Source organism: Mitsuaria sp. 7, assembly GCF_001653795.1.
Classification (GTDB): domain Bacteria; phylum Pseudomonadota; class Gammaproteobacteria; order Burkholderiales; family Burkholderiaceae_C; genus Roseateles.
The window spans coordinates 702,410-727,979 of sequence record NZ_CP011514.1 but is presented as its reverse complement, the minus strand read 5'-3'; the positions used below and the strand labels follow the sequence as shown (position 1 = coordinate 727,979).

Here is a 25,570-nt window from a genome sequence, read left to right as displayed (position 1 = left end):
CTCGGCGCGGAGTGTGAAGAAAGCGCTTGCAGAACGCGCCCCCACGCTTGAGGGGTCAGGGCTTGCTGCGGGCCTTGCGCGTGCCGAAGGTCACGACCGGCCCGGTCGCGCGCGGTGCATCCGGGCGCTCAGCGCCCCGCCCTCGCCTTCGCCTTCACAGACGTTGGCTGAACGTGAGCTTGATGTTGCGGCCCGGCGCGTAGACCTGTTCTGCGAGGTAGGGTTGCACGCTGCGGTTGAAGAGGTTGTCGACCGCGAGCTGCACCTTCGTGTCCGCCCACGCGCCGCGCCCCTGCCATTGCGCGAAAAGCCCGTGCAACCCGTAGCCCTTCGCCGGCGGCAGCGCATACGGCACGACCTCGTCGTCCGGCACCTTGTTCTGCGCCGCGACGAACTTGCCCTGCCAGCCTGCGGCCAGGCCCAGCGACGGCCACTTCCCGCCGATCACGACGACCGCCTTGGGCGCGCCGATGTCGATCAGCGGCTGGTTCTTCACCGCCCACGGATCGCGGATGGAACCGCGATGCTCGCCCCGCATCCAGGCCAGCGACAGGCTGGCGAAACCGCGCCGCTGCTCGTAGTGCGTCTCCGCCTCCGCGCCCTCGCTGCGGTAGCCGGGCAGGTTCCGGTAGAACGGCAGGTTGGGCGGCCGCTCGGTGCCGGGCTCCACGAAGATGCCGAAGCGCTTGTGGATGTTGTCGTGCACGAGGTTGCGGAAGACGGTCAGTGTCGCGGCGAACGCGTCGCCGCTGCTGAGCCAGTCCGTGCGTTCGTGCTTCAGGCCGCCGCGCAAGGCGGTGACGCGTTCCTTGCGCAGACCGCGGCTGGTCGCCGGGGCGCTGCTCGCGGCGGACTGGACCTCGAAGAGCTCGTCGATGACCGGCGCGCGCCAGGTCTTGCCGGCGTCCGCGAAGAGCGCGGTGGCGGCCGTGGCCTGCCACTTCGCCGACAGGTGCTGCGACCAGCCGCTGTGATGGACGGCGCTGTAGTCATGGCCGGCGGCCGGGTCGTTGTAGCGCGGCGCGAAGTTCGGTTGACCCGCTGTGCGGACCTGGTCGTAACGCAGGCCCGGCGTGAGCGTCCAGGCGCCCACGCGCACCTCGTCCTCGACCCAGCCGGACACGGTGCGCTGCTCGCCGGACGGCATGTAGTACGGCTGCAGCCAGCCGTAGTTGTAGCTGGCGTCCTTGGTGCGGGTGTGCAGGAACATCAGCGTGTCGCGGTCGTGGCGCTGGGCCTGCAGGCCGGTGGCGAGCGCGTGGCTCATGCCGGCGAGGTCGAAGCGCGCGGTGTTGGTCACGTCGACCTGCCGGTCGCGGTAGGTCGCGTGGCTCTCCTTGCCCAGGCTGGCCGCGAAGTCGCTGGTGATGCTGTCGGGGCGCTGGTCATCCTGGCGGCTGGAGGACTGGGTCAGCCGCACCTGCAGGTCCAGCAGCGGCTGCGCCGCGGGCGCGTAGCGCCACACCAGCGACTGCGTGCGGTCCGTCTGGTCGCGCCACAGCACCTTGCGCAGCCAGGCCTCGCGCTCGCCGTACTTCGCGATCTCGGCCGGGGTCGGCGCGGGCACTTCGTCGCGCTTGGCGGCGAACGGCGCCCAGGCCTTGCTGCGGCCTTCGATGTCGGACAGCGTCAACCGGCTCTCGCCGAGCTGCAGCGTCAGCTTCGCGAGCGCGGAGCGGCTGTGGGTCTCGGAGAACTCGTAGACGGTGTGGTCGGCGCGCTCCTGGTTGCCGGAGTCGCGGCCGGTGACGGCGACGAGGAACTGCCAGGGCAGCGCGGTGCCGGGCTCGGCGCGCGCGAAGACGCTGCCCGACACGATGCGCTGGTCGTCGTTGCTGGCCCAGCCGAGCTTGGCCAGGCCGCCGAGGCGCTCGCCGGGGCGCAGCAGGTCCTCGGCATCCTTGCTCTCGACCAGCACCGTGCCGCCGAAGCCGCCGTTGCCGTAACGCACCGAGTGCGCGCCCTTGTCGACGGTGATGCGCTTGATCAGCTCGGGCTCGATGAAGATCGATCCCTGCCGGTACTTCTCGAAGCCCTTGTTGGCGCCATCGAGCTGCACGCGGATGTCCTCGACATCGCCGAAGCCCCACATGTTCAGGCTCTGGCCGCCGGGGCGGAAGCTGCCGTTGAGATCGACGCCCGGGAGGTTGTCGAGCAACTGCTGAACGGTCAGCGCCTGCTGGCGCTCGATCTCGTTCGGGGTGATCGTGGTCTTGCCCGGAGCGACGCTGCGGACACCGTAGACGGTGACCTGGGACAGCGTGACCGTGGGCGCCGACGCGGCGGATGCAGCAGGCGCCGGGGCCACCACCGCGCTCGCGGAACGCGTTGCAGGCGCTTCGTCCGCCCAGGCGGCGGGCGCGATCAGGGTGCTCAGGAGGGGAAGAAGGCGGAACCGTTGATGTCTGCGAACTTGACGGAAGGACTGCTTTTGCTTTTTAACTTCAAACACTTACAGAACGGATGAGAATTATTCTCAACAAAGTGTAGCAGCAGAACTTCCGTCTTGTGAACGAGCCGTGAAGGGGAAAGGGGCTTGTGCGAACAGTGGTTGGGGTCAGGCCTTGCCGACGCGCCACGCAACTGCAAGGTCCTCCGCACTCAGCGCGGCTGACTGCGGTCCCAGTCGCATCGATTGAAGACCGCTTCCGCCATTTCCACCTGCAATTCCGCTTCGTCCTCTGTGAGTTCATCCTCTAGCTGGTAATCCGCGCGTGCGCGCAAGTTGCGCAATTCGATGAGCCGTGCTCCCAACCATTTCGACCGCTTCACCTGGTCCGGGGAACAACTCTTGTGAGGTCGCCGCAGACGGTCGATGAGCTCCTGATGCACCCCCTTCGTTTCCGGCCGGACGCTGCCCAAGTGCGGCAATGTCTTCTCCCAGTCTTGGCACCGGTGATAGCAGGCGTAGTAGGCGCGGCCGGCAAGCAGGCGGTGATGAGCCTCGGGAGACGCCTCCTGCTCCTTGGCCTGCCTCAAGAGATCACGGCAGGACACTGGCATCTCGTGCGCCCTCCTCGATCGGCTCCTGGTGGTCCGGGACATCGCGCGAACATTGGCGATCCTTCCGCGTCCACTCACCAGAAAAGGAAAAGTCGAAGCCGCTGTGGCTAGTGTCGAGCTCGCACAGCTGCCAGAGCAATTCATCATCTAGTTCATAGGCGACGTCACTGGTCGCGTCGAGGCGCAGGATGTACCGCAGCCTGAGTTCCTCATCCTCGACATCCGAGATCTGGATCTTGAAACTCTGGCCGTCGCAGATGCGCATCGACCGCTCTTGCGCCAAGGCGGCCGCCATCTGCAGGACCTCCATGATCGTCGAGCACGCCAGGTTGTGGGCGCACGTGATCTGATTCAGCACTTCGGCCAGCGTTTCTGCGTCGAGCAAGGCCCCTTCGTCGGTGGCGATACGCTTGGACGCGTTTGGCTCTCCGAACAATGAGCGGGGCTCCAGAAGGACCGCGGCCAGATCGGCACAGTTGACTTGAGGCCTCGGCGCCAATGGCGGAAGACTCGCCACCACCCGATTCGCACGTTCCAGCACGGCCATGTCTCGCTGACCGCCCTCCCCGTTTCCGTTGAACGAGATCCGCACCCCTTCGATCTGGAGATCCATCGCGGTCAAGCGCGCCAGATACGCCTCCGTGACGTCGCGCGCGACAGGTTCGGGCGCATCGATCTGCAACTCATAACGCATCGACGGCGCAGCGAGTCCAAGTGGCGACATCGTCACTCGCGGAGGACAATTGCAGAGCTTCAAAGAATGCTCGGCAAGCACCTGCGCCGCCACCTGCAACATCTGGATCGCATGCGAATGACGGAGGTGGTATCGATTCAGCAACACGCGGAGATCCTCCGCAATCCGAGACCAGTTCCTGCTCGCCGATCGACCGGCGCAGGTGCCGTCGCACATGTCTGACGTCGGGCCGAACAACGCAGTCGGCTCCGCCAACAGCGCCACGACCTCATCGAACTCCGCCACGGGCCGCGGCCCCACCGGAGGCAGGCGCATCACCAGATTGCTCGCCCGTTCCCACTGCACATTCATCGTCATCAAGCCACTCCTGCATCCGAGTCCTCGACCCGGGAAGGCATGCAGTGTCGAATCAGAAGCGCGTTTGTCGATTCCCCTCGAAGGGCGAATCGATGGGGGAAATCACTTCGAGTAGGTGAGTCCCCCTGCACATACTCATGAGGGCCATTGCGAGGATCACTGCGAGGGTCACTGCCCCACGGCTCGCAGTGCTTGTGCCGCCTCGGGGCGCGCGGGTTGCACGTCTCGCAGCGCGGTAAGAACGCGCTTGGCCGTCGCCGCATCGTGCGGCGCCAGTGCGACGGCCATCCGCAGCAACGGGTCGTAGGCGGGTCGGAAATCCGGACTCAGGCGCACCGCGTCGAGCAGCAGCCCGCCCACCTGCGCGAGCATCGCCGCAGGATCGCCGACAGGATGCGCTGAACGCCCGGCCTCGAGGAATCGATCGCGCGCCTGCCAGTACGCGGCGAGGCGACGCGCTTCGTCCGGAGACTGCACGCCGATGTCCGACGGCGACGCGCTCACCTCATGCAGGAACTCGAAGAGCCGCGCCTTCGGCGTCGATGTCGGCGCGTACACCAGGCGCGGTGCAAGGTACGCGACGATCGGACGATCGTCCGTATTCATCGGCACCTGGCCCGCGAAGGCAGCGAGCGATCGGGGTCCTGCGACGACGCCGCCGAGCAGCGCGAATTCGTCGTCGAGTCCGAAGTCAGCCAGGGTCCGACCATCGCGCCGCGCGGGCGCCCCTTCGAATCGCGCGCGCCAGGGCGCCAACGTCGATGCCGATGACGCGGACGCATTCGACGTATTTGCATCACGACGGCCCACGAGCCCGATCACCGGCGTCTCCAGGCTGTTGGCTGCCAGCACCGCGATCGCATCGGGGTACACGGCCAGGAAGGCGCGCGTGACGCTGCGCAGGCTGTCCAGGTCGAGCTGGTGCAGCGGCAGCCATTGGCAGAACAGACCGCCCGATGCCAGACGCTCGCGCACGGCAGTGAAATGCTCGCGCGTGTAGAGCGCGCCTGAACCGCTGCGGGCGGGATGGAAGTTGTCCGAGACGATCACGTCGTAGCGCCCCTCCGACGCGCGCACGAAGCGCCGCGCGTCCCCCGCGACGAGGCGCGGCATCGCAGCGTCCAACCCCAGCGCTCGCGTGAAATGCGGCGACGCCTCGATCACCTCGGGCAGCAGCTCGACAGCATCGACCTGCAGCGTCGGATCCTGCGCCGCGACGCCGGAGGTCGCGCCGGTGCCCAGTCCCAGGAACAACGCGCGACGCGGCGCCGGGTGCATCAGCACCGGCAGCAAGGCCTGACGCCCATCGACGAACAGGCTCGCGCTGCTGCCCTCCTGCTGGCGGTTGTTGATGCGCAGGCGCGAGACGCCCGCACCATCCTCGACGACGCTGACCGCGGCCATGCTGCCCTCGGCGTAGCTGACGAGGCGGGCGTCGGCGGGCAGGTCGACGAACGCGAGCGGCGCACCGAAGACCGCCATCAAGACGAGACCGCCCAGGCCGACTCCGATCCCGGTCCACATCGCGCCCTGACGCGCGAACGGGATTGTGGCCATGGCTCCCGTCGGCCTCGTCGTCATCGTCGTCCTCGGCGCGGTTGTCGATGACAGCCCTCGTGTCGATCCGACCATGGCTGCCACCAGGTACCCGCCGGCGATCAGCAGCAAGGCGACTTTCGGACCGCACCACGGCGCGATGACGACACCGAACAGCGGCGCGGCCATCGCCGCACCGAGCGTGTTCACCGCGAGCGCGCGGCCGAAGGCCACGCCCTGCCCCATCGCCTGAGCGCTCAGATGACTGAACCACGCGCCCATCGCCAGCGTCGGCAGGCCGAAGGCGGTCACCGCGAGCAGCGCCTCGGCGCCAAGCGCCGGGGCGAAGCCTGGGCCGAGGGCATCGATGGCGCCGGCCTTCAGTGCAGGCGCCGTCCACAACGCAGCGAGGCCGAGCAGGCAGGCGGCGCCGAGGACCGCGGGCAGCAAGGATGCGAGGCGAAACTCATCCCATCGTCGCAACCAACGTTGGTAGCCTGCCGCGCCGATGGACGTGCCGACGAGGTACACCGCCAGCAGCAGAGCGAAGGTATAGACCGTGTCCTCGTTGAGCTGGCTGAGCACGCGCACGACGACGACCTCGTACCCGATGCCCAGCAGGCCGCTGACAGCGAGCAAGGTCAAGGCCAAGGCCCGCGTCCAGCGAGCGCTGGCGGGACCGGAACGGTGCGTGGAGGTCCCGGACGGGAGCCTCCATGCATCGTGCAGGGCCGCGCTCGACCGCGCGGAGTGAAGCCACTTCCACGCGCCGATCGCGCAAAGGGCGTTCATCGCCACGCAGACGCCGGCGGTCGCGGCGAGTCCGAGCGAGGGCACCAGCCAGAACGTCGCGAGCAGCACGCCGAGGACGGCGCCGAGCGTGTTGGCGGCGTAGAGCCCGGCGATGGAACGTTTCCCCTGACGCGCCGCGCTCGTTTCGGAATCCCTTTTGGAATCCGTTTGGGGATCCGTTTGGAGATCCGTTTCGGCACCTAGGATCCGTTCGATCGCCGGCAGCGTGGCGCCCATCGCGGCGGTCGCCGGCAGCAGCAGCAGGAAGCTCGCGGCGAAGGTCACCGTCCATTGCCACCACGCCGTCGGCTCCGCGCCGATCCAGTGCTCGACCGCATCGCCGACCGTTTGCATCAGCACGATCAGCGCCAGTCCCCAAAAGCCGATCACGGCCTCGCAGGCAATGTACCAATGCAAGGGAGAGCTCGATCGCTCGATCCGACCGCCGAAGGCGATCGCGCCCAGCGCGAGCCCGCCGAAGAACGCCGTGATCACGGCCAGCACGGCCGCGGCCTCGAATCCGAGCCACAGCGCGCATTGCTGCGTCCAGACCATCTGGTAGCCGAGCCCCGCGAAGCCCGACAGGCCCATCAGCGCCAGCGCGACGCTGCGCGCGCGTGTCGTCATCCGCTGAACCCGACCGTGTATCCCCACGAGTTCAGCCGCGCCGGGATCGCGTTGAACGCGAGGCTGATGCGCGTCTGCCCGTCGTTCGGCGGCACGGCGTGCATCAGGTAGCTCGGGAACAGCACCAGGTCGCCGGGCGACGGCGAGGGACTGATCCACTTCTCCGCGTTGAAAGGCCCCGCGACCATGCCGGGGTGGTCGTTCTTGAAGCTGAAGTCCGTGCCGCCCGGCGACTTCATGAACACGGTGCGCGACGAGTCGTCCGTCCCCGTCAAGTAGACGATGCCCGAGGCGAAGCTGTTGGCGTGGTTGTGCATCGCCTGATGGCCGCCGTGCGCCATCACGTTGACCCAGAGTTCCTTGACGCCCCAGGCCATGCGCTCGCCGAAGAGCAGCGCGCCGAACTCCGACATCGGCCCGGCCAGCAGCGCCGCGACGTCGACCAGCAAGGGGTTGTCGCCCGGCTGCAGCATCCGCGTGTGCACCAGCTTCTTCGAGCTGTTGTTGTCGCGCACCGCCTCCGCGCTGAAGTGGGCCACGAGCGCCGCCACCAGCGCCGGCGGCAAGGCGCCCGCGACACGCATCACGGGCGTGGGGAACAGGCTGAAGGTTTCAGAGGAACTCATCGACGCGCCCCTCACCCGACGATCGCCGCGATGCGCAGCCACGACCAGTAGGCCGCCGCCGAGCCGATCAGGTACAGCAGCGCCGTGCGCAGCCGCGCGGTCCACGACCAGCGGTGAGACACGCGCCACAGCGCCCAGCACGCGCCGACGGTCATCAGCTGGCCGATCTCGACACCGACGTTGAAGGTCAGCAGCGCGACCAGCAGGTGGTTCTCCGGCAGACCGATCTCACGCAGCGCGCCGGCGAAGCCCAGCCCGTGCACCAGTCCGAACAGGAATGCCACGAGCGCCGGCCAGCGGCGCGCCAGCGTGTCGCCGCCTGCGCTCCCTGCACTGCCGTCGCGACGTCGTGCGGGTTTCAGCGCCTCGCACGCGACGAGCACGATGGACAGCGCGATCGTGGCCTCCACCGGCGGCGGCCGCAGTTGCAGCCAGCCCAGCGCGCTCATGCCCAGGGTCAGGCTGTGCGCCGCCGTGAACGCGGTGATCGTCCACAGCAGCTGGCGCCGGAAGCCCACCAGGAACAGCAGCCCGATCACGAACATCAGATGGTCGATCCCCGCCAGGATGTGCTCGACGCCCAGCAGCGTGTACGCGCGGGCGATCTCGCCCATGCCGCGCCTGTCCTGCGCCGAGCCGAACAGCTGCACCGACGGCTGTCCCGCCGTCAGCGTGTAGACGCTGGTCTGGCCGTCGATCCAGAACACCTTCACCAGCGCCGCCGAGTATTGGCGGCCGACGCCGTCCATCGTCAGCGTGCCCGTCAGGCCGGTCCTGCCGCAGTGCAGGTTCAGGCCTTCCGCCGTGCAACCTTCGGGCCATGCGGGCGCCAGCACCTCGTCGGCGGCGCGTTTCTCGCTCGCCGTCCACTGCCAGATGAATTCACCTGGCGCGGTCTCGCGCACCTGCATCTCGGCCATGCTCATCTCGTGCGCCTGCGCGCTGCCGCTCACCAGCGCGGCTGCGCCCGTCAGCAGGCTGAAGAGTCCTCGCATCCAACGGCTCATTTCGATTCGCCTCCGACGGCGACGGCCGGCGCGGTGGTCGACGCGTTCGACGTGGTCGTCGCAGCGCTCTCCCGGCGGATCGTGTACTTGCGGCTCAGCGCGAGCACCGCGGCGCTGCGCTGCTCGGACAGCGTCGCGTCGGTCCAGTCCTGCAGAACGACGCCGCGCAGGCGGTTGAAGTCGCCGGGCCGCGCCGGTGCCGTCGCGACCAGCCGCATCGCGCGCCACGCAGGGTTGCCGCCCTCCACCGTCCGAAACACCCGCCATTCGCCGACGGTCGATGACTCGATCGCCTTCGCGAAGTCCGCGCCGTAGCTCTGCACGAGGTTGGCATGCGGCCGGCCCTTGAAGACGCGCAGACCCGCCCCGGTGTCGGCGGAGGCGCCCCCGTTCACGCCGCCGTTGAGCTTCGTGACGAAGGCGCGCAGCGTCGCTTCGTCGGCCTCGCCGGACAGCACCGCTTCCTCGAAGTCGAAACGCGCGGGATCGTCGTACTTCTCGCGGTGCGATTCGAACCAGCCCCGCAGGTGCGCGTCGTCGGCCGGCGGCAGCTTCACGCCGGCGTCGATCATGCTGAGCGACTTGAAGATCACGCGTTCACGGATCGCCGTATCGCCCTTGTCCAGCTGCAACGCGAGGCCTTCGCGATACAGCACCTCGTTGTCGAGCCAGACCTGGCGCAGCGCGGCGAGTTCCTTGGCATCGGGCGCACGGCCGCGCGAGGCGGTGAAGACCTGCGTCGCTTCGGCGTCGACCTCGGGGCCGACGACGATGCGCATCGGATCGTCCGCGCGGCTCACCATCACATGGTCCACGCCGAACAGCACGCCGCCGAGCAGCAGGAAATGCAGCAGCGGTTCGCGCGTCCACGCCGGCCATCGACCCTTGTGCGAAGAAGAGGAGGAGGAAACGGCACGTGCTTCGGTCGCAGGGGGCATCGTCATCGACATGGCAATCGGATCACTTCTGAAAATGGAAATGCGCCGCGCGTCGAAACGCGCGGCGCAGAGGGCTTCAGGGCCCGGCGTTTACTTCACGCCGGCCACCTGGGTCGAACCGCTGACTTCGATGTAGACGGGGTTGCTGTAGAACCAGAGGTCCGACCAGGCCGCCACGTCGTAGGCCACGTACTTCACGCCGCCGACGGTCGGCAGGTGATTGGGGCAGCCGTCGATCGTCGTGCCGGTGTAGGTCCCGCCGTTGGCCGGGACATTGGTGCCCACCGTCGTGCAGGCGATGCGCAGCTTGGTCGAGTCGTTGGCGTTGGTGTACAGGTCGGCCAGCGGGTTGCCGCTGCCGTCGGTCTCGAACGGCACCGACGCCGGCAGGTTGGTGCCGCGCAGGCGCACGTACTGCGATGCGGTCACCGCCGGGATGCGGTAGCTCATCTTCAGGAACTGCGTGCTGTCCGCGCCGGAGTTCACCTTCACCCACGGCGACGAGCCGGCACCGTTGAAGGTGCGGATCACCGCGGCCGTCGTGTTCTTCGCCGCGGCCGGGACGCTGGCCAGACCCGTGGTCGTGCCGTCGGTGCGCAGCCAGTTGGTGTTGCGCGGCCATTCGCCGGCGTAGTCGGCCGAGCCCGGCGCGCGGTAGCCGCTGACCAGGCCGCGGATCAGGTCGATGTGGTCCAGCACCGGCTGGTTGATCGGCTGCTCGATGCCCACCTGCTTGAGCGACGGATTCGGGAAGCTGTAGGGCGAGTAGTTCGTGCCCGCCGGGTCGCGCACCGCGACGGCGACGACGAGCTCGGCGCCCGGACGCACCACCAGCTTCTCGCCCATCGTGGCGCAGCCGGTCACGTCGGTGTCGGTGTTGCCGGAGGCGGCGTTCAGCGCGAGCTGCTCGACCGAGGCGCTGCTGCGCGCGCCCGGGCCGGCGTACGACGCGCAGACGACCACGGCCAGGCGGTCGATCAGCTGACCGGTCGTCGACCACGCGTTGCCCGAGCGCAGACCGTTCACGATGGACTGCGGACGCAGCTTGTCGGTGCCGTTGCGGACCATCGCGTAGGTGCGCTGGTATTCGCCGGGGTAGAAGTCCTGCGTCGAGCGGCGGTCGTCAGGACCGAAGCTGCCGCGGTTGTGCCAGTCGGAGCTGGCGAAGAACCAGAAGTTGCGACCTTCGCCCAGCAGCGCGTCCCACACGCCGCCGACCACGCCCGCATACACGCCGGTGCCGCCGAAGGTCGTGCCGCCGACCGAGTCGACCTTCTCGGTGCCGAAGGTGTTGCGGTTGACCTGGTACTCGCCGCGGTTGGCCGAGGCGCCGTGACCCGGCTGCGATTCGAAGCCGAAGGCGATGCCCGGGGCCGCGTTGTTGAAGTTGCGCAGGTGCTCGACGTTGAAGCCCTGGTTGCCGTCGGCGTAGAACGGGCCGGCGCGCTCCAGGTGGGCCGGCACGTAGTAGCTGGCGGTGGCATGGTTCTGCGCCATCCACTTCAGCGCCTCGACCGTCTTCAGGTGGCCGCGCGTGCCGACGCCGGCGCCGCTGGCGGGCATCAGCTTCTGGGCCTGGGCGTTCCAGCTCACATCGGCCTGGCTGTTGCTGCCCGCGACGGCGCAGTTCCAGTTGTTGCCCACGGTGCTGCCGGTGACGTTGCCGCGGCTGCGGTCGGTGTCGCCGCGGTCGAAGCAGTAGGACCACTGGGCCAGCGCGTCGGCGTTGCCCAGCGCGGAGAAGCTGCCGCTGGCGGGCAGCGTGACGGTGTCGATGCCGACGGGCATCTGGCCGGTCACGATGGACATCGACGAGTGCTCATGGCCGGCGACGACCGATTCCATGCCGATGAACAGCGGGACGTTCTTGGCGACCGACAGGTACTCCAGCAGCGGGTACTGGAATTCCTGCAGCGACTGCCAGCGCCACATGTTGCCGTTGCCGCCGACGCCGCCGCCGTCGCCCTTGATCGCGGCCGCGCCGATGCTGGCGGTCCAGGTCGTCGTCGGACCCTGGCCCTGCACGAACGGGTAGGACGGGGTGGACAGCGAGGCGTCCTCCACCAGCGTGCAGTTGCGGTTGCCGTTGCCGCCATGGCCGGCCTGGACGAACCAGTCCAGGCCCCAGGGGGTGTCCTGCTTGTCGGTGACCTTCTTGACCAGCTTCTGCATCGAGATCGAGCCGTCCGAGCAGGTGGTGTGGTTGTGGAAGTCGCCGCTGACGTAGCGGCCGGGGGTCTTGCCCGCGGCGGCGGCTGGCGCGGAGACGGTGCTCAGCGAGAGGGAGCCGAGGGCGGCGAGCGCGGCGAGGGCGACGTCGCGTCGGGCGAAGGGGAAGCGCATGGTGGTTGCTCCAGGAGTCGGCGAGGACCGGATGAGGAAAAAGTCACGCGGAGCGTAGAAAGCCGGCTTGACCGAGCCGTGACAGCGCCGTGGCAGCTGCCGGAAACGCGTCCCCTGAAACCAGGGACGCGGGAAACCCGTGGAACGAGACTTCCGTCACGCGACTGCCTTGGACGGATTCGAGACTCGCGGCCGAAGCGTCCCAACGTGCGTGCCCGATCCGACCGGTCGTCCAGGTCCGCATGCGGGAGGCAACCCCTGACCCCCACCCGGAGAACTCCCATGAAGCGTGCTGCTTCCCCCGTCCTGATGTCCCTGGCCGCGCTGTCGGCCCTCGCCCTGTCCGCGGCGCCGGCGCAGGCCGCCAACGCCTGGATCGACTTCGACGGCCCGACGAGCTTCGCCTCGGTCGCCGATTACTACAACGGCGGCACCGACGGCGCCGGCCTGAGCGGCGTCAACCTGGGCGTGTCCTTCAGCGGCTCCATCCTGGGCCTGGCCAACGACGGCCTGGCCGACAGCCCGAGCGGCAACTACTTCAGCAACGCCCCGACCATGGGCGGCGTGATGTTCAACAACATGGGCGAGACCGGCCTGATGAACGTCGCCAAGGGCTTCACCGGCGAGGTGTCGCTGTACTACTCGTCGGCCAGCGCGCTGGCCAGCGCGGTCACGATCTACAGCGGCCTGAACGGCACGGGATCCATCCTGGGTTCGTTCTCGCTGGCCAACAACGCGCAACTGGGCTGCACGGATTCGTCGTACTGCCACTTCGACCTGGCGTCGGTGAGCTTCGCCGGCGTAGGACGCTCGCTGGTGTTCAGCGGCGGTCTGAATGGCGCGATCGACAACATCGCCATCACGGCGGTGCCGGAGCCGGGTACCTACGCGTTGATGCTCGCCGGCCTCGCGGCCGTCGGATTCGTGGCGCGGCGCAAGCAGCCGAAGTAAATCCCCGCCGGGACCTCCCCGGCCCCGCGACGACGATCAATGCGCCGGGAGGCGCATTGATCGTCATCAGCTCCCGCAGGTCTTGAAGAGCAGCCGCGCGTCGCGGAGTTGTTCCTTGAGATCGGTCTCGCTCACCGAGCGGCGCAGACGATAGTCAGCAATCACGCGCTGGTCCTTCTGCCGGATCAGGAGCCGGTGCAGATCGATCGATTGACTCTTCTGCTTCAGCGTACACACCCCACTTGGAGCACCGAGCCTGTCGATCAGTCGCTGGTGAATACCGCCTTGCTTCGGGGCCTTGCCACGCCGGGCCAACCCACGCTCCCACGCCAGGCATCGATGGAAAGACGCGTAGTACGCGCGGGAGATGGCAGAACGGCGCCACGGCTCGCCATCCTGGCGGGATTGCTCGTTCGCGATTTTCAGAAGGTCTTCGGGTTTGATTGACATGTGGGCTCCTCAGTCCAGATCGTGATCCCAATCGAAACGTTCATCCGTTTCTTCGTCCCCGGCTCCTTGAACAAACTTGAAGCAGAAGCCGTGGTACGGCACCCCAAGCTGCGTGGCCACCCTGTCGAGTTCACGCGTCAAGTCACTGGCCTGCTTCCAGTTGGCATCGACGCTCAACTCGATGAAGATGTCCATGGTGTCCTCCTCATAGAGAAAGAGAATCGCCATCTCTCCGGCGCAGATTCGGACACCGTTCTTGAGGAGCACTTCAGCCCCCAAGTGCAGGTGGAACAAGACATCGCTGCAGCGAGTTCCCCAATAGTCGAGGAAGTCGCCAATCTCGTGCGGCGCCGATGCCCAGTCGACCACTTCTCCCCGGTCCCTGGCCTTGCGCTCGGACGGAGTTCCAAAGAACTCTTCGGGCGCGCGCAACATGCGAATCAGCCGAGCCAGCCCGGGCCGGTCTTCCAGCGACTCAAGCTCCGCCGCGGTCGACGGGTTGCCAGGCGACAAGGAATGCGCCGATGCCGTCTCTGGCTCGGTCACCCGCTCATCCAGCCAATCGGCCTCCGGCTCCATCTCCAAATCAAATTCCACTTCTGCAAACGCCATTGCATCTCTCCATTTCCACTTCAACAACCACTGAGCTCACGGCTCGAATGCATGCAGTGTCGGATCGAAGAGGCGTTTGTCGATTCCCTCCAAAGGGCGTTCCGATGGGGGGCGTTGATTGAAGTAGGTCAGTCCCCCTGCGTCTACGCAGAAGAGGTCATTGATTCAGCGCCGCGTCAGAAGCTGCGGCGCAGCGTGACGCGCCAGGTGCGCGGTTCGGCGGGATGCACGTGGCGATCGGCGACCGGCGCGGCTTCGCCCGGCAGCTGCGATTCGTAGAAGTACTCGATGTCGTTGACCTTGCGGGCTAAGAGATTGAAGACGTCCAGCGTCAGCTCGGTCTTCGTGCCGAAACGCCGGCTCACGCGCAGGTTGGTCGTCAGCGAGGAATGCGAACGGACGCTGTTGTCCTCGATCAGCGCGCCGCTGCCGAGGTAGCGCCATTGCAGGCTCGCCGACCACGGTCCCAACTCGCGCACGGTCACGCCCATCGAAGCGACCTTGTCGACTGCATTCGGAATGCGATTGCCCGCAGGATCGGCGTCGGAGAAGCGCGCGTGAGTCCACGCGAGGTCCGCGTCGATCAGCAGCCAGGGCAGCGGCACGTAGCGGTTGTTCCACTCGATGCCGCGACGCCTGCTCGGACGATTCGCTTCGGTCGCGCCAGCGTCGCCGACGTAGACCAGCTCCGAGTCGAAGTCCAGCTTCCACAACGCCACCGAGCTCTGCAGACCCGGCACGATCTCGCTGCGCAGGCCGAGCTCGTAACCCTTGGCCTTCACCAGACCTTGCGCTGGATCGATCGCGCTCGTCACGCCGCGCGCATCGTTGCTGTGGAAGCCGCGGCCGGCGTTGACGAAGAACTCGGTCTTTGCCCACGGCCCCAGCACCAGCGAGAACTTCGGCGAGACCAGCGTCTCGCGCGCGTTGCCGGAGTTGCCCTCCCCCGCGCGGTGGTCCACGCGGAAGCGTCCCTGGTCCGCGCGCAGGCCGAGCACCGAACGCGCCCAGGGCGTGAGTTCGATGCTCGTCTGGCCGTACACGCCGGCCAGCGTCTCGCGCACGTCGTCGTCGCGCGTCGTGTCGGTCTCCGGATCGACGACCGCGCGCGCCATCGTGTTGAACAGCCCCACCCGCGCCCGGTCCTGGCGCATCTGGAAGCCGAATTCCGAGCGCGCCGGCAGGCCGCCCAGCGTGTGGTCGAACGCGTGACTGCCGCTCAGGCCGTAGACCTTGCGGTCGTCCTTCTGCGCGAATTGGTCGCCTGCGTCGGGGCGCTCCATCGCGTAGGTGAAGTTCGAGTACAGCGCCAGCTTGTAGGCCATCGCGTAGGCAGCGAAACGCGTGGTTGTGCCGTCCGTGTCGCGCTGCCATTCCGCGGAGAGGCTGCTGCGACGCGTGTCGCCGCCGTCGCTCGGATCGATCGCATCGAAGCGACCGAACGGTCGACCCTCGAAGGTGCCCGCATCGATCAGCCGCTGGGGGATCTGGTCCGTCGACGTCCAGTCCGCGCGGTAGTCCATCAGTCCGATGCGCCAACGATCGCCGCTCGTGCCCCGGGCGCCGCCCGTGCCTCCCGTGCCGCCAGACAAGCTCAGCACGACATTGCGCCGGTTCAGGTCCTCGGGCAGTTTCCACGGACCGTCATTGCGCATCGCTTCCACGGCGCCGAGCAGCTGCATGCCGCCGCCCACGTCCGTCGATCCCGCCACCAGGCCACGACGGTACCTGCCCTCCCCCAACGTGAGCGCGACGAAGGGATCGTCGAGCCGACGGAAGTAGCCGATGTCCGCCGACCCCGCCGCCGCGAAGTCGCCGTTGCCGGCGAAGTACGGGCCCTTGCGGTAGTCGATGCGCTCGACCAGTTCGGGGATCAGGAAGTTGAGGTCCGAGTAGCCCTGCCCGTGCGCGTGACTCGGCATGTTGACCGGCAGTCCCATGACCGTCGTGGCGAAGTCGGTGCCGTGGTCGAGGTTGAAACCGCGCAGGAAGTACTGGTTGGCTTTCCCGTCCCCGCTGTGCTGCGTGACGATCAGCCCCGGCACGAACTCGAGGACCTCGCCGGGTCGCAGCGCGGGGCGGCTCTTCAGCAGCTCGGCGCGCACGGCGCCTTGCGAGGCGGCGTCCGTCGTGCCGATGCCGTTCTCGTAGTGGCGACCGCTGAGCTCGACGCGGTCGAGGGTGACCGGCTCCGCCTTGGCGACGATCCCTGATATCTGGGCACACGCGGGGCCGCAGACCGCCAACACCACCGCGCCTAAGCGCGCCCTGTTCGCGGCACCGGGCCCTCGCCTGATCGTCATCCGTCCGTCGCTCCGAAATCAATCCGCACGTGGGGTGCGGCGTGCGGCGACTCTAGGGAGCGGTTGTGAAGATTCTCTGAAAACGCGGGGTCGGGTATTGCCCGTCACTCCCGTGAGGGACAGCGCGGGCGATCCATGGACCCGCGATCAGTCGAGCGCGCGCAGCGGATGCCCGGACGCCTTCCACGGACTCTGGAAGAAAGCCTCGACGTCGGCGCGCGTCACGTCCTCGATGCGGGCGGGGTTCCACTTCGGCGCATGGTCCTTGTCGACGGCCAGCGCGCGCACGCCCTCGACCGTCTCGCTGGCCGCGCCGGGCCGCAGGTGGAAGCAGTGGTGCACCAGGTCGCGCTCCATGCGCAGGTCGTCGGCCAGGCTCATCGTCCCGGCGCGCCGGATCTGCTCCAGCGTGACCGCCATCATCAGCGGCGAGCGCTGCCGGAGCGTCGCCAGCGTGTGCTGCGCCCAGGGATCGGCATCCGCCTCCAGCGACGCGAACAGCGCCGGCACCGAGGCCGCCGAGAAGTGCCGGTTGATCAGCGCGCGCGAGTTCCAGTGCTCGGCGACCGGCGCGAGGTCGACGCGCTCCATCACCGTCGCGACCACGTGTTCGGCGCTGTCCTGCACGCCGGTCCGCAGGCCCTCGACGATCGCGGGCAGCTCGCTGCTGCGGACGAAGACGTCGCCCAGGCCGAGCTCGATCGCGTCGCCCGCGCCGATGACCTGGCCCGTCAGCGCCAGCCACTCGCCGCTGCGGCCGGGGCAGCGCGACAGGAAGTAGCCGCCGCCCACGTCCGGGAACAGGCCGATGTTGGTCTCGGGCATCGCGAGCCTGGAGTGCTCCGTCAGCACGCGCAGCCGCGCGCCTTGGCTGATGCCCATGCCGCCGCCCATCACCACGCCGTCCATCAGCGCGATGAAGGGCTTGGGGAACTGGTGGATGAGGTGGTTGAGCGCGTATTCCTCGGTGAAGAACGCGTCCAGCGCGTCCATCGCGTCACCGCCGGCGAGCGCGGCCTGGTGGAAGAAGCGGATGTCGCCGCCCGCGCAGAACGCCGCGGGTTTGCCCTCACGCCCGGCGCCCATCAGGGCGACGGCCTGGATCGCGGGATCCTGCGCCCACGCGGTCAGCAGCGTGGTCATGTCGCGGATCATGGCCAGCGACAGCGCGTTCAGCGCCTGCGGACGGTTCAAGGTGATCAGGCCCAGGCAGCCGTTGACCTCGGCCAGGACCAGTCCTTCGGATTGCAGCGACGGAATCACAGCGACATCTCTCCACTCGTAGAAGCTGCCGGGCGGCGCCACGCGGCCAGCAGCTCGTTACCAATCAATGCGGCCAGCACCATAACACCCCCGAGCAGCGCCGCCGGTGACGGCGCCTCATCCGCCAGCAGCCAGGCCCACAGCACGCCCAGCAGCACTTCCATCAGGCCCAGCAACGCCACCTCCGCCGCGGGCAGCACCCGCGTCAGCCGGACGACGATCAGGCACGGCAGCGCCAGCTGGAACACGCCCAGGCCCGCGAGCAGCAGCAGGTCCCGGCCCGACGCCGCGAACGGCCAGGCCAGCGGCAGCGTGGCGAGCGCCGACAGCAGCGCGCCGAGCCAGACCGCGGGGAGCAGGTCGATGCCGCCGTCGCCCTCATTGGCGTCGGCGTCCGTGTCGGCTTGAGTGCGGGCGCGGGCCGCGACGGCGGCAGCCTGCAGCAGCGTCCAGTTGCTGGCCGCGGCGACGGGCACGGCCAGCGCGACGCCCATGCCCAGCCACGCGGAGGGCCCGGCGCTCATCTCGCTGGCGAACATCCACGCGATGCCGGCGCTCGCGACCCAGATCGCCACCCAGGTCCGCGCGGCCAGGCGCTGATGGAGGAATACCCGCGCGAACAGCGCCGTCAGCAGCGGGCCCAGCGCCATCGTCACCAGCACGTTGGCCACGCCGGTCATCGTCAGCGCCAGCATGAAGGCCGTGTACATCACGGCCCAGCACAGGCCCGAGGCCAGCACCGGCGGAGAACGGCGCAGGCGCGGCAGCGCGTGCCGCCAGTAGTCCCGGCCGCGCAGCAGCGGCAGCAGCACCGTCAGCGCCAGCGCGTTGAACGCGCTGCGCCAGAAGGTCACCTCGAAGCCGCGCGCCGAGTCCAGGTGACGCGACACCGCGCCGGCCGTGCTCCACAGCAGCGTGACCAGCAGCATCAGCAGGACGGCGGCGCGGTGGCTCATGGCGTCAGTCGGCCTCATCCGTCTTCATCGTCTTCATTGACTTCATCGTCCTCATTCGTCCCGGTAGACGCCGACCACGGGCGCGCCGCCGGCCTCGACCCAGCCGCGGTACATGCCCTCGGTGTTGAAGCCGAGCCAGACGTTGCCCAGCGTGTCGACCGCGATCAGGCCGCCGTCGCCGCCCACCGTCGGGAGCTCGTCGAAGACCACGCGGGCGCAGGCCTCGGCCAGCGGCAGCCCGCCGATGCGCATCAGCGCGCCGACTTCGTGGGCCGCCGCGGCGCGGATGAAGGCCTCGCCGGTGCCCGTGCAGGACACCGCGACGCTGCGGTCGTCCGCATAGCAGCCGGCACCCGGGATCGGCGAATCGCCGACGCGGCCCGGCCGCTTGTTGGTCATCCCGCCGGTGGAGGTCGCCGCGGCCAGGTGGCCCGCCGCATCGCGCACCACCGCGCCGACGGTGCCGAACTTGGTCTGCTCGTCGATGGGGCCCTCGCCACTCCCCGCGGTCCCGGCCGCCCCGGCAGTCCCCGCGGTGCGGACAGTCCCGCCGGCGTCAGCGACCGACTGCTGTCCGTCGTGATCCAGCATCTGGCCGGAGGCCGACGCCCTCGCCTGTTCCAGTTGCGCGAGCCGCTGCGGCGTGCCGAACCAGTCCGGCGTCACGCGCTCCAGGCCCTGCTCGAACGCGAAGCTGTCCGCCGCCGTGCCGATCAGCAGCACGTGGCCGCTGTGCGCCATCACGGCCCGCGCCGCGAGCACCGGATTGCGCACGCGCGTGACGCCGGCCACCGCGCCGGCGCCGCGGTCGCGGCCGTCCATGACGCTGGCGTCGAGCTCGTGCCGCTGGTCCGCCGTGTAGACCGCGCCCTTGCCGGCGTTGAAGAGCTCGCACTCCTCGAGCCGGCGCACCGCCTCGACGGCCACGTCCATCGCCGCGTCGCCGCGTGCGAGGCGCGACGCCCCATCGGCCAGGATCTCCGCCAGCGCGGCGCGATAGCGCGCCTCCATGTCCGCGCTCATGCTGGCGCGGCGGATCGTGCCGGCGCCGCCGTGGATGGCGAGCACGGGCCGCGGCAGGGAGGTCGCGAACAGGGTCGGGAGCGCGTTCGGAAGCGTTGTCCGGAATGCGGTCGGGAGCGAGGCGGTCATGGCGGATCTTCGGAGCCCGGAAGCGGCGCATTCTCCCCCGCCCCCGGGATGCCCCTGGCTTTGTCCCGGTCGGGACAGGAAAAAATCGAACGCTCGTGCTAAAACCCGCCGCAGTCCCGAGACACGCACGACATACGCACAAGATGCGCACGAGACGCGTTGGACAAGACATCAAGGACCGCAGGAGACGCGAGCATGGATCTGAACTTCACGCCCGAGGAGCAAGCCTTCCGGGCCGACATCCGCCAGTGGGTGGCCGAGCATCTTCCGAAGGACATCAGCCACAAGGTGCACAACGCGCTGCGGCTGAACAAGGACGATCTGCAGCGCTGGGCGCGCATCCTGGGCCAGCAGGGCTGGCACGGCTGGGCCTGGCCCAAGCAGTTCGGCGGTCCCGGCTGGAACGCCGTGCAGCGCCACCTGTTCGAAGAGGAATGCGCGCTGGCCGGCGCGCCGCGCGTCGTGCCCTTCGGGCCGGTGATGGTGGCGCCGGTGATCATGGCCTTCGGCTCGCGCGAGCAGCAGGAGCGCCACCTCCCCGGCATCATGAGCGGCGACGTCTGGTGGAGCCAGGGCTACAGCGAACCGGGCTCGGGCTCGGACCTGGCCTCGGTCAAGACGCGCGCCGAGCGCCGCGGCGACACCTACGTCGTCAACGGCCAGAAGACCTGGACCACGCTGGGCCAGTACGGCGACTGGATCTTCTGCCTGGTGCGCACCGACACGAGCGTGAAGCCGCAGGCGGGCATCTCCTTCCTGCTGATCGACATGAAGTCGCCGGGCGTGACCGTGCGGCCGATCACCATGCTCGACGGCGAGCACGAGGTGAACGAGGTCTTCTTCGACGACGTGGTGGTCCCGGCGGAGAACCTCGTCGGCGAGGAGAACAAGGGCTGGACCTACGCCAAGTACCTGCTCGCGCACGAACGCACCAACATCGCCGACGTCAACCGCGGCAAGCGCGAGCTCGAGCGCCTGAAGCGCATCGCCAAGGCCGAGGGCGTGTACGACGACGCGCGCTTCCGCGACCAGATCGCGCTGCTGGAGGTGGACATCGTCGCGCTGGAGATGATGGTGCTGCGCGTGCTGTCGGCCGAGTCCAGCGGCAAGCAGTCGCTGGACGTGGCCGGCCTGCTGAAGATCCGCGGCAGCGAGATCCAGCAGCGCTACACCGAGCTCATGATGCTGGCCGCCGGGCCGTTCTCGACGCCCTTCATCCAGGAAGCGATGGAGGCCGGCTGGCAGGGCGACCAGGTCGGCGCGGCCCACTGCGCGCCGCTCGCGGGCCACTACTTCAACTATCGCAAGACGACGATCTACGGCGGCTCGAACGAAGTTCAGCGCAACATCGTCGCGCAGACCGTTCTGGGCTGAGGCAGGAGACACGACATGGATTTCGATTTCACCGAAGACCAGAACTCGCTGCGCGACGCGGTGCGGCGCTACGTCGACAAGGATTACGGCTTCGAGCAGCGCCGCGCGATCGTCAAGGCCGGCGGCTTCTCGCGGGACGCCTGGAACGCGCTCGCGGGACTGGGCCTGACCGCGCTGGCGGTGCCCGAGGCGCACGGCGGCCTGGGCTTCGGCCCGGCCGAGGCGATGGTGGTCATGGAAGAACTGGGCCGCGGACTGGTGATGGAGCCGTACGCGCAGGGCGGGCTGGTCGCGCCGGCGGTGCTCGCGCAGTCGGGCGACGACGCGCAGGGCGAATGGCTGCCGCGCATCGCGGGCGGTGAAGCGCTGGTCGTGCTGGCGCATCAGGAGCGCAAGGCGCGTTATCGCCTCGACGTCTGCGACACGGTCGCGACCGCCGATCACCGGCTGACGGGCGCGAAGAGCGTCGTGGCCGCCGGCGATGCGGCCGACGCGTTCATCGTGCCGGCGTGCGCGGGCGGCGCCGGCGCGAGCATCGCGCTGTACCTCGTCGCGAAAGACGCGGCCGGTGTCGCGCTGCGCGGGTACGCGCTGCACGACGGCTCGCGCGCCGCCGAGCTCACGCTCAAGGACACGCCCGCGACGCTGCTGGTCGGGCCCGACCGCGGGCTCGCGGTGCTGGAGCATGCCGTCGACATCGCCATCGCCGCGCAAGCCGCGGAAGCGGTCGGCGCGATGGACCGCTTCGTCGCGCTGACGGCGGAATACCTGAACACGCGCAAGCAGTTCGGCGTCGCGATCGCGAGCTTCCAGGCGCTGCGCCACCGCATGGCCGACATCAAGATGCAGCTGGAGCTGGCGCGCTCGATGAGCTACTTCGCCACGCTCAAGCTGAACGAGCCGGCGGACGCGCGCCGCCGGGCCGTCTCGCAGGCCAAGGTGCAGCTGGGGCAGTCGATGCGTTTCGTCGGCCAGCAATGCACGCAGCTGCACGGCGGCATCGGCGTGACCGACGAGTACATCGGCAGCCACTACTTCAAGCGCCTGGCGGTGATGGAGATGCAGTACGGCGATTCGCTCCATCACCTGGGCGAGGTCAGCGCACGCATGCAGGACACGGCCGGCGTCTTCGCGTGACGCGGGCATAAACTGCGAGGAGCTCGCCGCCCCCGCGGCGAGGGAGCCCGCCATGTCGCTTGCGCCCTCCTCCTTCGCGTCTTCCTTCGCTTCCTCATTCGCGCCTTCCTTCGCGCCCGCCTCCCTGATCGCCGGCGTGCTGCTCGCGGCCGCCGCCATGACCGCCTCCGCCCAGGACTTCAAGCCCGGGCTGTGGGAGATCAAGCAGAAGCCCCAGCTCGATCCGCAGCGCCAGGCGCAGATGGAGCAGATGCAGAAGCAGATGGCGGCGCTGCCGCCCGAGCAGCGCAAGCAGATGGAATCGATGATGTCGCAGCACGGCGTCAGCATGAATTTCCAGGGCGGCGAGCTGACGCTCAAGTCCTGCGTCACCAAGGAACAGGCCGATCGCGCGGCGATGCCCCGCACCGACGGCAAGTGCACGCACGACAGCAAGCGCACCGGCGACACGATGCTGGTGAACTTCCGCTGCACCAACCCGGCCTCGGAAGGGACCAACGAGATCACCTTCCTCGGCCCGGACCACTACACGACCAAGAGCGAGATCCGCGCGCAGCGCGACGGCAAGACCGAGCTGCTGCGCTCCACCGGCGAGGCGCGCTATCTGGGCAGCGACTGCGGCTCGCTGAAGCCGCAGGGCGGCAAGCCTTGAGCGGGCACTCGGACGACCCCGCGGACGCGGGCGCCCTCTGCGATGTCGCCGGCCTGAAGGTCGGTCACTTCACGCATCCGTCCGTGCCCACCGGCTGCAGCGTCGTGCTGTGCGAGGCCGGCGCGACCGCCGGCGTCGACGTGCGCGGCGCCGCGCCGGGCACGCGCGACCTCGAACTGCTGCGTCCCGAGAACACCGTGCAGCAGGTCCACGCGATCCTGCTGACCGGCGGCAGCGCGTTCGGCCTGGCGGCCGCGGACGGCGTGATGCGTTGGCTGGCGGAGCGGGGTCACGGCTTCGCTGTCGGTCAGGTGCGCGTGCCCATCGTGCCGGCGGCCGTGCTCTTCGATCTCTGGCTTCACGGCGCGCAGACCGCACCCGACGCGGCGGCCGGACGCGCGGCCTGCGATGCGGCGTCGGCCGGGGAGCGCTCGCGCGGACGCGTGGGCGCCGGCACCGGCGCGACCGTGGGCAAGCTGCTGGGCGTCGAGCGCTCGATGCCGGGCGGGCTCGGCATGGCCTCGGTCCGCATCGGCGGCGTGACGCTGTCGGCGATGGTGGCGGTGAATGCGGTGGGGGACGTGGTCGATCCGCGGGGCGGCGAGGTGCTCGCCGGCACGCGCGGCGCCGACGGCAGGCCGCGTTCGACGGTCCAGGCGCTGCTGGCAGGCGAACGCCCGGGCGGCGGGTTGCAGGGCAGCGCCACGACGATCGGCGTCATCGCCACCGATGCGCGCCTGACGAAGGCGCAAGCCACCAAGCTCGCGCAGATCGCGCACGACGGCCTGGCGCGCGCGATCCATCCGGTTCACACGGTGATGGACGGGGACGTGATGTTCGCGCTCGCCACCGGCGCCGCGGATGTCGACGGCGACATGACGCTGCTGGGCGCGGTGGCCGCGGAAGTCGTCGCGCGGGCGATCGTGGATGCGGTCCCGGCCCGGCCGATCTGAGGCTTCAAACGGGCCACGGCCGCATCGCGGTCATGGCAGATCCCTCGCCTGCAGCATCAGGCGGCCGAAGGCCATCAGCGACGCGAGGTCCTCCGGCCGGAACAGCTCCGGGCCGCGATCGCGACGGATGCTGATGCATTGGTCCAGCACCACTTCCTCCAGGTCACCCGCGGGGATCGCCAAGCCGCGATGCGCCACAAGCAAGGCGTGAGCGGCCGCGAACGTGGCGCCGGTGTGCTGACCCTGCGCGCATTGGAACGCCACCTGCTCCGGGGAGGCCGTGCGGGCCAGATGCATGCTGGTGTCGAACAACCGCTTGGGCGGGATGGGCTGGCCGTCGTCCACGGGGACCCGGATCCAGTCCAGCGCATGCGACACGTCGCGCGGCTCATGGCCATCCGCCGCCGGCGTGTTCCGACCGGGCTTGAGGCTGAGCTCGATCTTGCGGACGTGGTCCTCGGGGGTGCCTCGCCCGCCGACGCCCAGCGGGGTCTCCCGCCCCTTCCGTGCGAAGCGTGCGACCCCTTCTTCACTGACGAAGGGCGAATCGCCGCCATCCAGGGGACTCGCGGGAGCGGACGGCGTGTCCTGCGACGGTCGCAGGTCCACCACCCAGCCGATCTGGTGCTTCACGCAGGCATGGGCAAAGGACAATGCCTCCTGGACGGTCGGCGATGCCATGAGCACCGGACCGTCGCGCAGGCGGCTGGCGTGGGGCAATCCGTCGCCCAGCAGCGTCTCCTCGTTGAGATGTGCGGGGGCGCGCAAGCCCGCCGGCGCGAGCGGACAGCGCGGCAGCGTCGACGTCTCGCCTCCGAGTTGCTCATGGAGGCGCCTGGCCTCGACCTGATCGTGGGCGTCGGCGCCGCGATCGACTGGCCTGTTGAAGGACCTGGAAGTTCTGGAAGTGCTCTGGACGATGGAAGTCATGGCAGCGGGAACCGTTTCGGAGGTGCCGTGTGGGTGCTCCGCATGCACCAGACCATCTCGCAGGTGAACCTCCAAGCTTGATATCGCTCAATTCCTGAACACTTTCATCCGCGAAGCGACAATTCCTCCCCATGACCTCGAGTTCCGTTCCTCCCAACAAGCCCGCCAAGTCCGCCAAACCCGTGGCGATCGCCCAGATCCTGTTCAGCCAGGGCTTCGGCACCCGCCGGCATTGCGCCGCGCTGCTGCGGCACGGGCTGGTCTCGATCGCCGGCACGGTCGTCGACGATCCGGACCAGAGCTTCCTGACCGCCGGCCTCGTCTTCGAGGTGGAAGGCCAGACCTGGCCCTTCCACGAGAAGGCGCTGATCCTGCTGTACAAGCCCGCCGGCTACGAGTGCTCGCGCAAGCCCAGCCATCACCCGAGCGTGTTCTCGCTGCTGCCCGAGCCGGTGCGCAACCGCGACATCCAGCCGGTGGGCCGCCTCGACGAGGACACCACCGGCCTGCTGCTGCTGACCGACGACGGCCCGCTGCAGCACAAGCTGACCAGCCCGAAGTACCACGTCCCCAAGGTCTACCAGGCGGTGTGCAAGGCCGAGGTGGACGACGCGCAGCTGCGCAAGCTCGTGGAGGGCGTGCTGCTGGAGGAGCGCAACCCGAAGCTCGCCGAGGAACCGGTGCGCGCGGTCTCAGCCGAACGGCTGCCGGACGGCCGCCTGCAGATGGCCCTCACCGAGGGCCGCTACCACCAGGCCAAGCGCATGGTGGCGGCGGTCGGCAACCGGGTGCTGAGCCTGCACCGGCAGCGCATCGGCGCGCTGGACCTGCCGGCCGGGCTGAAGGAAGGCGGCTGGATGTGGCTGGACGAGGCTCAGCGGGAGCTGGCGATGTCGGAGCCCGACGCCTGAGGG

21 protein-coding genes are annotated in these 25,570 nt (G+C 69.0%); 6 read left to right on the top strand and 15 right to left on the bottom strand.

What is annotated here, in order from left to right; translation table 11 throughout:
• Positions 1 to 154: 154 nt before the first annotated feature.
• The 8 genes from ABE85_RS03220 to ABE85_RS03185 all read right to left on the bottom strand — a co-directional run bounded on the left by ABE85_RS03220 (position 155) and on the right by ABE85_RS03185 (position 11,923).
• Entirely contained in the window at positions 155 to 2,308 is a 2,154-nt protein-coding gene (locus tag ABE85_RS03220; RefSeq protein WP_197507189.1) for a TonB-dependent receptor domain-containing protein, read from the bottom strand.
• Between the two features lie 293 nt (positions 2,309 to 2,601).
• Positions 2,602 to 2,997, bottom strand: a complete 396-nt coding sequence (locus tag ABE85_RS03215; RefSeq protein ID WP_067269994.1) for a hypothetical protein — start codon at positions 2,995 to 2,997, stop codon at positions 2,602 to 2,604.
• Positions 2,984 to 4,054, bottom strand: a complete 1,071-nt coding sequence (locus ABE85_RS03210; protein ID WP_067269992.1) for a hypothetical protein — start codon at positions 4,052 to 4,054, stop codon at positions 2,984 to 2,986. The genes ABE85_RS03215 and ABE85_RS03210 overlap by 14 nt, the downstream gene beginning before the upstream one ends.
• Positions 4,055 to 4,222: 168 nt before the next feature.
• The gene (locus tag ABE85_RS03205; protein ID WP_067269990.1) at positions 4,223 to 7,009 is read right to left on the bottom strand and encodes a fused MFS/spermidine synthase; all 2,787 of its coding nucleotides are present in this window, start codon (positions 7,007 to 7,009) and stop codon (positions 4,223 to 4,225) included.
• A complete protein-coding gene (locus ABE85_RS03200; protein ID WP_067269988.1) occupies positions 7,006 to 7,635 on the bottom strand; it encodes a putative 2OG-Fe(II) oxygenase in 630 nt (209 codons plus the stop codon). Before ABE85_RS03200 ends, ABE85_RS03205 begins: the two co-directional genes overlap by 4 nt.
• An 11-nt stretch (positions 7,636 to 7,646) precedes the next feature.
• Entirely contained in the window at positions 7,647 to 8,642 is a 996-nt protein-coding gene (locus ABE85_RS03195; protein ID WP_067269986.1) for a HupE/UreJ family protein, read from the bottom strand.
• Positions 8,639 to 9,586: a peptidylprolyl isomerase gene (locus ABE85_RS03190; RefSeq protein ID WP_197507187.1), complete on the bottom strand. Its 948-nt coding sequence runs from the start codon at positions 9,584 to 9,586 to the stop codon at positions 8,639 to 8,641. The genes ABE85_RS03195 and ABE85_RS03190 overlap by 4 nt, the downstream gene beginning before the upstream one ends.
• A gap of 84 nt (positions 9,587 to 9,670) precedes the next feature.
• The gene (locus ABE85_RS03185; protein ID WP_067269982.1) at positions 9,671 to 11,923 is read right to left on the bottom strand and encodes a hypothetical protein; all 2,253 of its coding nucleotides are present in this window, start codon (positions 11,921 to 11,923) and stop codon (positions 9,671 to 9,673) included.
• A gap of 282 nt (positions 11,924 to 12,205) precedes the next feature.
• Here ABE85_RS03185 and ABE85_RS28235 point away from each other — a divergent pair, with 282 nt between their 5' ends.
• Positions 12,206 to 12,874: a PEP-CTERM sorting domain-containing protein gene (locus tag ABE85_RS28235; protein ID WP_231993217.1), complete on the top strand. Its 669-nt coding sequence runs from the start codon at positions 12,206 to 12,208 to the stop codon at positions 12,872 to 12,874.
• 66 nt (positions 12,875 to 12,940) lie between these two features.
• Here the strand turns inward: ABE85_RS28235 and ABE85_RS27325 are convergent, their stop codons facing one another.
• From ABE85_RS27325 to ABE85_RS03155, 6 genes are all read right to left on the bottom strand, one after another.
• Positions 12,941 to 13,324 carry a hypothetical protein gene (locus tag ABE85_RS27325; protein WP_157521890.1) on the bottom strand — a complete coding sequence of 128 codons (384 nt, stop codon included), beginning with the start codon at positions 13,322 to 13,324 and terminating at the stop codon, positions 12,941 to 12,943.
• Between the two features lie 9 nt (positions 13,325 to 13,333).
• A complete protein-coding gene (locus ABE85_RS03175) occupies positions 13,334 to 13,936 on the bottom strand; it encodes a hypothetical protein (protein ID WP_067269978.1) in 603 nt (200 codons plus the stop codon).
• A 176-nt stretch (positions 13,937 to 14,112) separates the two neighbouring features.
• Positions 14,113 to 16,185 (bottom strand): TonB-dependent receptor, encoded by a 2,073-nt coding sequence (locus ABE85_RS03170; protein ID WP_231993216.1) that lies wholly within the window; start codon positions 16,183 to 16,185, stop codon positions 14,113 to 14,115.
• A gap of 201 nt (positions 16,186 to 16,386) precedes the next feature.
• The gene (locus ABE85_RS03165) at positions 16,387 to 17,490 is read right to left on the bottom strand and encodes an enoyl-CoA hydratase/isomerase family protein (RefSeq protein ID WP_157522971.1); all 1,104 of its coding nucleotides are present in this window, start codon (positions 17,488 to 17,490) and stop codon (positions 16,387 to 16,389) included.
• Between the two features lie 8 nt (positions 17,491 to 17,498).
• Positions 17,499 to 18,458 (bottom strand): DMT family transporter, encoded by a 960-nt coding sequence (locus ABE85_RS03160; protein WP_067269975.1) that lies wholly within the window; start codon positions 18,456 to 18,458, stop codon positions 17,499 to 17,501.
• Positions 18,459 to 18,509: 51 nt separating this feature from the next.
• A complete protein-coding gene (locus ABE85_RS03155) occupies positions 18,510 to 19,481 on the bottom strand; it encodes an isoaspartyl peptidase/L-asparaginase family protein (protein WP_409072593.1) in 972 nt (323 codons plus the stop codon).
• A 324-nt stretch (positions 19,482 to 19,805) separates the two neighbouring features.
• Between ABE85_RS03155 and ABE85_RS03150 the strand changes: the two genes are divergently transcribed.
• From ABE85_RS03150 to ABE85_RS03135, 4 genes are read left to right on the top strand one after another with little or no spacing between them, the layout of a single operon-like run.
• A complete protein-coding gene (locus ABE85_RS03150) occupies positions 19,806 to 20,984 on the top strand; it encodes an acyl-CoA dehydrogenase family protein (RefSeq protein ID WP_067269973.1) in 1,179 nt (392 codons plus the stop codon).
• Between the two features lie 15 nt (positions 20,985 to 20,999).
• Positions 21,000 to 22,121 carry an acyl-CoA dehydrogenase family protein gene (locus tag ABE85_RS03145; protein WP_067269971.1) on the top strand — a complete coding sequence of 374 codons (1,122 nt, stop codon included), beginning with the start codon at positions 21,000 to 21,002 and terminating at the stop codon, positions 22,119 to 22,121.
• Positions 22,122 to 22,173: 52 nt separating this feature from the next.
• Positions 22,174 to 22,773, top strand: a complete 600-nt coding sequence (locus tag ABE85_RS03140; protein ID WP_067269969.1) for a DUF3617 domain-containing protein — start codon at positions 22,174 to 22,176, stop codon at positions 22,771 to 22,773.
• Entirely contained in the window at positions 22,770 to 23,726 is a 957-nt protein-coding gene (locus ABE85_RS03135; protein WP_067269967.1) for a P1 family peptidase, read from the top strand. The genes ABE85_RS03140 and ABE85_RS03135 overlap by 4 nt, the downstream gene beginning before the upstream one ends.
• A 30-nt stretch (positions 23,727 to 23,756) precedes the next feature.
• Here the strand turns inward: ABE85_RS03135 and ABE85_RS03130 are convergent, their stop codons facing one another.
• On the bottom strand, positions 23,757 to 24,656 hold the full coding sequence (locus tag ABE85_RS03130) for a hypothetical protein (RefSeq protein WP_067269966.1): 900 nt from the start codon (positions 24,654 to 24,656) through the stop codon (positions 23,757 to 23,759).
• Between the two features lie 131 nt (positions 24,657 to 24,787).
• On the opposite strand from ABE85_RS03130, the gene ABE85_RS03125 reads away from it, so the two are divergent.
• Positions 24,788 to 25,567: a pseudouridine synthase gene (locus ABE85_RS03125; protein ID WP_409072571.1), complete on the top strand. Its 780-nt coding sequence runs from the start codon at positions 24,788 to 24,790 to the stop codon at positions 25,565 to 25,567.
• The last annotated feature ends 3 nt before the right edge of the window (positions 25,568 to 25,570 follow it).

Bases quoted from the DNA above. Each gene is read 5' to 3' on its own strand.
- ABE85_RS03195 (WP_067269986.1), bottom strand. From the start codon at position 8,642: ATGAGCCGTTGGATGCGAGGACTCTTCAGCCTGCTGACGGGCGCAGCC.
- ABE85_RS27325 (WP_157521890.1), bottom strand. From the start codon at position 13,324: ATGTCAATCAAACCCGAAGACCTTCTGAAAATCGCGAACGAGCAATCC.
- ABE85_RS03190 (WP_197507187.1), bottom strand. From the start codon at position 9,586: ATGACGATGCCCCCTGCGACCGAAGCACGTGCCGTTTCCTCCTCCTCT.
- ABE85_RS03155 (WP_409072593.1), bottom strand. From the start codon at position 19,481: ATGAGCGCGGACATGGAGGCGCGCTATCGCGCCGCGCTGGCGGAGATC.
- ABE85_RS03175 (WP_067269978.1), bottom strand. From the start codon at position 13,936: ATGGCGTTTGCAGAAGTGGAATTTGATTTGGAGATGGAGCCGGAGGCC.
- ABE85_RS03130 (WP_067269966.1), bottom strand. From the start codon at position 24,656: ATGACTTCCATCGTCCAGAGCACTTCCAGAACTTCCAGGTCCTTCAAC.
- ABE85_RS03185 (WP_067269982.1), bottom strand. From the start codon at position 11,923: ATGCGCTTCCCCTTCGCCCGACGCGACGTCGCCCTCGCCGCGCTCGCC.
- ABE85_RS03200 (WP_067269988.1), bottom strand. From the start codon at position 7,635: ATGAGTTCCTCTGAAACCTTCAGCCTGTTCCCCACGCCCGTGATGCGT.
- ABE85_RS03150 (WP_067269973.1), top strand. From the start codon at position 19,806: ATGGATCTGAACTTCACGCCCGAGGAGCAAGCCTTCCGGGCCGACATC.
- ABE85_RS03205 (WP_067269990.1), bottom strand. From the start codon at position 7,009: ATGACGACACGCGCGCGCAGCGTCGCGCTGGCGCTGATGGGCCTGTCG.
- ABE85_RS03160 (WP_067269975.1), bottom strand. From the start codon at position 18,458: ATGAGCCACCGCGCCGCCGTCCTGCTGATGCTGCTGGTCACGCTGCTG.
- ABE85_RS03145 (WP_067269971.1), top strand. From the start codon at position 21,000: ATGGATTTCGATTTCACCGAAGACCAGAACTCGCTGCGCGACGCGGTG.
- ABE85_RS28235 (WP_231993217.1), top strand. From the start codon at position 12,206: ATGAAGCGTGCTGCTTCCCCCGTCCTGATGTCCCTGGCCGCGCTGTCG.
- ABE85_RS03210 (WP_067269992.1), bottom strand. From the start codon at position 4,054: ATGACGATGAATGTGCAGTGGGAACGGGCGAGCAATCTGGTGATGCGC.
- ABE85_RS03125 (WP_409072571.1), top strand. From the start codon at position 24,788: ATGACCTCGAGTTCCGTTCCTCCCAACAAGCCCGCCAAGTCCGCCAAA.
- ABE85_RS03140 (WP_067269969.1), top strand. From the start codon at position 22,174: ATGTCGCTTGCGCCCTCCTCCTTCGCGTCTTCCTTCGCTTCCTCATTC.